At 70.2% G+C, this 7118-nt stretch carries 4 protein-coding genes; 1 reads left to right on the forward strand and 3 read right to left on the reverse strand.

The genetic code is table 11. The annotated features are described in order from the left end of the window. Positions 1-43: 43 nt before the first annotated feature. Positions 44-1483: a lipopolysaccharide biosynthesis protein gene (locus MJ785_RS01110; RefSeq protein WP_239310095.1), complete on the reverse strand. Its 1440-nt coding sequence runs from the start codon at positions 1481-1483 to the stop codon at positions 44-46. 231 nt (positions 1484-1714) lie between these two features. Between MJ785_RS01110 and MJ785_RS01115 the strand changes: the two genes are divergently transcribed. Then, positions 1715-3268 (forward strand): glycosyltransferase family 4 protein, encoded by a 1554-nt coding sequence (locus MJ785_RS01115; protein WP_239310094.1) that lies wholly within the window; start codon positions 1715-1717, stop codon positions 3266-3268. A gap of 66 nt (positions 3269-3334) precedes the next feature. Here MJ785_RS01115 and MJ785_RS01120 read toward each other — a convergent pair whose 3' ends face one another. Beyond that, positions 3335-4669, reverse strand: a complete 1335-nt coding sequence (locus tag MJ785_RS01120; protein WP_239310093.1) for a condensation domain-containing protein — start codon at positions 4667-4669, stop codon at positions 3335-3337. 567 nt (positions 4670-5236) lie between these two features. Then, positions 5237-7118: discoidin domain-containing protein (locus tag MJ785_RS01125; protein WP_239379909.1), on the reverse strand; the 1882-nt coding region annotated here is incomplete at its 5' end.

Here is a 7118-nt window from a genome sequence, read left to right on the forward strand (position 1 = left end):
ACCGTGCCATGGATGCTCCGGACCAAAAAAACGGCGAGGTGAGCTACCGCTCGGCGCGAGAGCTGCTGGACAGTGCCGCGGACCGCGGCGGGCGTTGCGTCGGCAGCCCGGGATCCGCGACCGGCTGGTGGGTAGCAGGCCCGGCCGGCCGCTGTGCCGCGACCGGGACGCTCAGATCCGACGCTGCCGGCCGGTGTGCCCGCAGCATCATGAAACCGGTCATGGACGCGGTCACCGCCTGGCAGACGAGCGCGGCAACCGCCGTGGCGAACAGGTCGCCGCCGGCCGCGGCCAAGGCGGCGCCGGTGATGACCGTACCGGCCGCGAGCACGCCCACCACCTTCTGCTGGCCGGCCCCCAGCAGGTAGTTGGTGAACAGCAGCGTCACGGCGAGACAGGTCATGGCGAGCGCCAGAACCCACAGCGCGGGCGCGCCCGCGATCAGGTGCGGGCCGAAGACGACCGAAAGCATGGGGGCGGCCACGACCGCGCCCAGCCCCACCAGCAGCAGGCCGGGGGCGACCACCCAACCCACCGCCGCGAGCAGGGCCGCCGTGGCGGGACGGCCGCGCTGCCGGCGTTGGGCCGCCTCCGGAAGCAGGAAGTTCGCGACCGCCAGGCCGATGAACACCGGCACCTTGCAGGCGGTCGCGATAGCCGCGTACGCCCCGGCCTCGGCGGGGTTGAGCCAGCCGACGATGACCACATCCATGTTCTGCAGCATCGCCAGCGGCACGAGCGCCCCGAGCGCGGTTATCGTGTCGCGCCGGAGAGCGTGCCTGGTCCGCACCCGTTGGCCGCTGGCCCGCCGGCGACCCCCATCCGCGGGCACGGATCGGGGGCCCGGCAGTTCATGCCTGCCATGCGCGCTCAGGGCCGTACGCCGACGGGCGTGTTCAGCGGCACACAACACACCGACAATCAGCCCAAGGCCCGCGCCGTTGACTCCGAATCCGGCGAACACCAGGGCAATGGTAACGACGATTCGGCCAATGCCCTCAAGTACGAAGTTGCCGGCGAGCTCCTGGTAGGCACGACCCGCCTGCAATAGTCCGCGCTCAACCGAAAGTGAGACCCAAATCGCTGCCGCCGCAATTGCCTCGGCAATCGCGAAGGGATGCGGATAAGACAGGATCGCGGCAACCGGCCCGTCTGCCAACAGACCGAGTACGCAGGTGACGGCAGCCGCGACAGCGCAGACAACACGCAGCCGGTGAATCCAGAAACCGCGCGCGTGCTGGCTGTCACCGGAACCGGGTATGCCCCGCCGCACCACCGCGACCTGCAACGCCGAGCCGCCCATCGAAAGTATCAGGAAAATCCCGGTCTGAACGACCAGCGCACCGTAACCGGTGGCATTGAGTACGCGCGCAAGCACCAGATTGGCCAGGAGATTTCCGCCATTGACGGCAACCCCGGCAACCGCGAGCGACCCAGGGCCGGAGAGCACCCGCGCAAACAGCCCACGCCCGGCGATCGCCATCCACCTTCCTCCCGCACACTTTGGTGCCCGGCCCGGTGCCGACGTTTTGCCGCCATTTCCCGAGCGTCGTCTACCCACCGTAGGCCAACGCCACACCCGGCCGGCATCGGGTACCGGCGATCTGGCACCATCGTCGCGCGGAGTATGGCGTGCTGCGTGCGCGGCGGCGCGGCCGGACTGTGCCGAAAACAACAGGGCAAGCTGGGAGCCCAGCTGAAGGGAGTAAACCGGATGCCCGCAATTGCGGCACCCGCGGGCGGCCTGGGCCGGCAGCTGGATGCGCTCGCCGGGCGCCACGTGGTGTTTCTCAACTGGCGTGACCTTGAACACCCCCAGGCCGGCGGCGCCGAGCTGTACTGCCAATCGGTCGCGGAACGGTTCGCCGCGGCCGGCGCGCGGGTGAGCCTGCTCACCTCCCGCCCGGCCGGCACACGACGATCGCAGATCGTACGGGGTATCACCATCAACCGCTCAGGCGGGACGTTCGGGGTGTATCCAGCCACGCTGGCTCGCCTTCTCCGTGACCGGCACAGCATCGACGCGGTGGTGGACTGCCAGAACGGCATCCCGTTCTTCAGTCCGCTGGTGCTGCCGGCCACCCCGGTCGTCCAGATTCTGCACCACGTCCACCAGCGCCAGTTCCCGCTCTACTTCCCGGCGCCGGTGGCCAGGATCGGACAGCTCCTGGAGACCCCGGGCAGCCGGTGGGTGTACCGGCGGTGTCCGGTGGCCGTCGTGTCACCCTCGACGCGGGACGAAGCGTGGGAGATCCTGAGGCTGCGCGGGCCGCGTTTCATCGTGCCCGGCGGTGTCGATACGCCCCGGGATGACGGGCCGAGCCGGCCCGCTGACCGGCCGACCATCGTCTGCGTGGGCCGGCTCGTCCCGCACAAACGACTGCATCTGCTGCTGGACGCCCTTCCCGCGCTTCGCGCAGCCCACCCCGGGCTGGTCGTCGACCTGGTCGGCGACGGACCGGACCGGGAACGCCTCGGCCGGCACGCGGCCGGGCTCGGTCTCGGCGACGACGTTGTGCGCTGGCATGGCTACGTGGAGGACAGGCAACGGGACCAGCTGCTCTCCACGGCCTGGTTGACCGTCAATCCGTCCCATGGCGAAGGATGGGGCCTGTCCGTGCTGGAGGCCAACGCCCATGGCGTACCGGCGGTGGCATTCCGGGTACCCGGGCTGCGCGATGCCGTCCGCCATGGCCATACCGGCTGGTTGGCGGACGATGCCGATGGGCTCGGACCCACGATCGACATGGCGCTCTCCGCGCTCGCGGACCCGGTCACGGCGGCCCGCTGGCGTGACCGGGCGCGTGCGTGGGCCGCGTGCTTCTCCTGGGACGCCACCGCCGAGCTGCTCGCCCGCGTGGTGACCACCGAGATCGACAGGCTGAGCAGCCGTGCGCCCGGCCGTCACCCGCGCGAGTCACGACGCGCTGACCTGCTGGTCACCCGTGCGGAGTTCCCGCTGCCGTCGACCCAGGCGCTACCAGCCCTGCGCCGTACCGACCTGATCTACCGCAATGTCCCCGACCGCGACGAGCCCTGCCAGAGCGGCACAGGCCGGGCCGGGGACGGCTTCGACCGCGCGGTCGCGGTCCTCTACGGTGCGGGGCCCGCCGACGCACGTGCCGCACTCGATCGGGCCGGTGTCACCGGCCCGATCGAGGTGCGAACCGCGACCGGGGAGGACCTGCTGATCGCCGCGGTCCGCTGCGCGCTTCCCGATGCCGTGCAAGCGGACAGTCCTGTTGCCGGAGCGTCCTCATCCTTCTGACGGGCTGGTGAGCGGCGTGTCGCCGACCGGGCCGGCCACACGGGTCGATCAGCCCACACGAGTCGATCAGCTCAGCTCACCGAGCGCCGTCCGGTACAGGGCGGCGAAGCGCCGCACCGCATATAGATCAAATAAGTCACGGTGGTAGCAGAATGTCAGATACAGCTCATCGCCGTAACCAACCGCGGTGATTACCAGCCCCTGCGGCATACCGGCGAACGCCGCGAAGTGAAACGACGTGACCTGTGGGCCAGCGGTGCCCGCTGCCGGCAGGTCGGGCATCCGGCCGAGATTCGTCACGCTGGCCGCCGGCATCAGCAGCGGCCGAGCCAGGGCCACGGCGACGCGCAGGAGCGCATGGCGCACCGGGCCTGGCAGGCTGGCCACAACGCCGGCTGGGACCCTGGCGCCCGCCGGCCGATCTGCCGCCTTGCTGGCTACGGTCTGCCTGCGTACCGCGGCCAGCAGGATGTCGGGACGCTGACGCTCCCGGGACGTCGTGGCTATCACCGCCTCGCCCGTGTGGTTGCCGAGCGCGACATCCCCATCCCGCTCCCGGATGTTGATCGGCATTCGCATCCGCAGCGTCCCGGTCGCCCGCCCAGCCGCGCTGTTCCAGCGCTCCACCGCGGCCTGGGCAGCGGCGAGCAAAAGATCATTGACGGTCGCCGCCGACCCGCCGCAGGTGGACTGACGGGGCTTCGGGACGGGAAGTGTCTCGCTGTGCACGCCATACGTCGGGTGATGACGCTCGGCGAGAGCGCGGTCATGGCGGGTCCGCCGAGCGGCTGTGACGGCAACCCGGCCGGGCAACCACTGCCGCGGCACCGCGAGATCGGGCAGACGCCCGCGGGCCGGGCGGCCCGGCCCGGCGGCGGCCGGGCGGCAGTCAGCCGGGCGGACGGGGTTCGCGACAGCCCGCTCGGCCGCCTTCGCTGTCGGCCCTCCCGCTTGGGGAGCCATCTCCGGTACGTCGCTCGACGGCGCGCTGAGCTCCAGGATCGCCCGCAACAACGTCGCCACGCTCAGCCCGTCCAGAGCGACGTGATGCGCGGCGAGCGCCACCGCGTCGCCGCCGGGAAGCCGCATGTGCAGCACCCGTAGCGGGGGTGCCGCGGCCAGGTCGAACGGGCGCGAACAGAGATCCGCGAACTGCGCCCACACATCATCGCCGTCGTCACCGGTCAGCACCGCCACCGTCGCTACCGCCGCGTCGTCGGTCGAGGCATCCGGAAACCACCATCGGCGGCCGGACGGACCCGTCCGCAACCGGGCGCGTGCCATGGGATGTCGGGCCAGGACACTGTGCACCGCCGCCCGCAGGCTCTCGGGGTCGATGGCCGCCCGGGTGCGGGCGATCATTCCCAGCGAGATCGGCGCGGAGCGGCGATCCGATGCCATGATCAAATCTTCCAGCACCGAAAAAGGCCGTTCCCGCACACGGTCCGCCGATCCCACCCTGGCCTCGCCAGTGGCAAACAGCCCCAACGAGTGGGACAGCAGTGATCCGGATCGGGGGTGCGGAAGCGGCGGGACAACTGATTCCGGAAGCGACGTGGGCCGTCGCATCGCGCGGGAGTCGATGCTGACACCTTCCTTCGGCTTGCCCGCCTGGCCCGCTCGAAAAACGGCCCAGCGGTGAAATGTCCCCACGGCACACCCCACCCGCACCGGTTTCCCATCCTCACGCCTGCCGCTGGGATCCAGCTCGGAACAGCGGCGGGCGTCTCGCCTGTCACCCGAACGCACGCCGGAAACCGATAGTGCGATAACCGGCAATGCCTTCCGGGACTTCCGGCCAAACTACACCACAAAACACGATCAAACGCAAAAATAACAATTGACAGCTAACTATAACACAATGAACAATCAATCGCCCGGCTCCACCAGCCGATCACCACCATGCGCTGTTCGGCGAAGCCCGGCGCTCCGGGCCCGCGGGCTGGGTGATGGACCGTGCTGATCCCACTACCCGCGATCCATCGGGCCGGGGACGGGCGCCGGGACAAGACCGGCTGGCCGCGCGCCACGGTGGACGGCCACCGAAGCCAGTACACACCCCAACGCGGCGGCGCCGCACAGCTGGACCTGCCAGCCAAAGGCCCCCCGGCCAGACCCGGGAAGGCTGCCGGGCGTCAGCGTCACCACGGCCGTGGCGACGCCCACGCAGCCAGCGGCAAGCCAGGACAGCCCTGTCGACGAACGCCGGGCGACTGCCACGAGCACCGGGACCACAAGCGCGGCAGGGCCGGCGACCAACATAACCGCGCACATGCCGGCCAGCATGACGCCGTAGCGGAGCTGACCGTGCGCTTGCTCAACCGGCTGGCGGCGGACGCGCCTACCAGCGCCCCACCGGCGTGATACCCGGCCGGCCCGCCTGCGCCCAACGCTCGGGAACACCGCCAACGCGGCCAGCCCAGCGACCATGGCCATGCCAGCACCAAGATCACGACGGTAGGCCTGGCCGGGGAGGTTCCTAATAACGATCTTCCCGGCCGCGCCCGCTGGAATGATCCAGCCCTGCTGCCAGCCATCCAGCCTGATCGCCCGAAGTGACACCCCGTTCATGGTCGCCGTCCACGACGCATTGGCGTTCTCCCGGACAGCAAGGTAGCTGCGCTCCCCCGCCGCGATCTCGACCGTGCGGCGCTCCGGCGTCCAACCGGTGATGCGGGTGGTCCGGACGGGCGACGGCGGAGGCGATGCGGCGACGGCGGAGGCGAGCGTGATGGAGTCGACGGCGAACGGTGCCGCACCGGGTGCGGTCGTCAGCAGATGCGGGCCAACGCTCAGGGAGACCGTGCCGCCATCGGTGCACAGAGCCATCCTGACGGGCCGGGACGCCTCGATGTCCTCCCGCGAGGCATCGAGCCGGGTGGCGTACCGCTGCCCGTCAATGGTGACGAACGGACCCGATCCGCAGGGAAGAGCCAACGCCCGCTTTTCCGGCTGGGCCGAGCTTGCGACCACCGTGCCCCGGACGGTGAGGCCGATGGGCCGTGGTACATCAAAACGCCGGCTGAGCTGCCGTTCCTCATCGTCCTCGAACGGTTGGGACGAATCGGCCCGGTTCCGGGTGAACGCATAGACGATGCGCCCGGAATTCGCCCCGGAGAACAGCAGCGCCGCGTCGAAGGGTGTCTGCAGATACCGCTGAAACGTGATCCCGGGAATCGTCAGCTCGCGGATTCCCGCGCCCAGAAAAGGGTCGCCATCCCCGCTGACCTGTTCGAAGCTGATCCGGAACCACCGGGTCGGGCCGGCGGGTACCGCAAGCCGCTGGGCGGCTTCGATCGGCTCGACCGGGGTCACGACCGAACCGGCCTGTGTGGTTACCCTCAGCGCACGCACAGCCGGGCGAGCCTGGCTCTCCGCGAGTAGTTGCACCGTCAATGCCGGCACCTCGATCATCCTCGCGACATCGACCTGCAGCCACTGCCCGACCGAGCCTTTGTCGTCTCTGACGCTCTGCCATGCGGTGCCGGGATCACCGTCCACGGCGTTGGCTGGTGCCAGATCGGTCGCGGCCACCAGTTCGAAGCCGTACGACGACGCGGTGACCGACATCCCACCGACGTAGCCGGCCGTCGTCTGATGCCCGGCCACCGGCCGGTCGGTCCACTGAGCGGGCGGCCCCGCGGCGCCGGCGGCGTACTCATGCGGACCGAGGACGTAGGACTGGCCGCCGTGGACGAGCCCGAACCGGTTGTCACGGCGAGTGAAGGTATCAGTCACCACCCAGGTGCTCTGTGGACCGACGACCTCGGCCGCGGCCGGGTCATCCACAGTGGGAGCGGAATCAGCCATGGCGCCGCGACGGGCAGCGGCATCACCAGCAACGGCATCA

This window comes from Protofrankia sp. CiT1 (genome assembly GCF_917627335.1).
In the GTDB taxonomy this organism is placed as follows: Bacteria; Actinomycetota; Actinomycetes; order Frankiales; family Frankiaceae; genus Protofrankia.

Excerpts from the sequence above, each read along its gene's own strand:
- MJ785_RS01115 (WP_239310094.1), top strand. The coding sequence starts at position 1,715 with ATGCCCGCAATTGCGGCACCCGCGGGCGGCCTGGGCCGGCAGCTGGAT.
- MJ785_RS01110 (WP_239310095.1), bottom strand. The coding sequence starts at position 1,483 with ATGGCGATCGCCGGGCGTGGGCTGTTTGCGCGGGTGCTCTCCGGCCCT.
- MJ785_RS01120 (WP_239310093.1), bottom strand. The coding sequence starts at position 4,669 with ATGGCATCGGATCGCCGCTCCGCGCCGATCTCGCTGGGAATGATCGCC.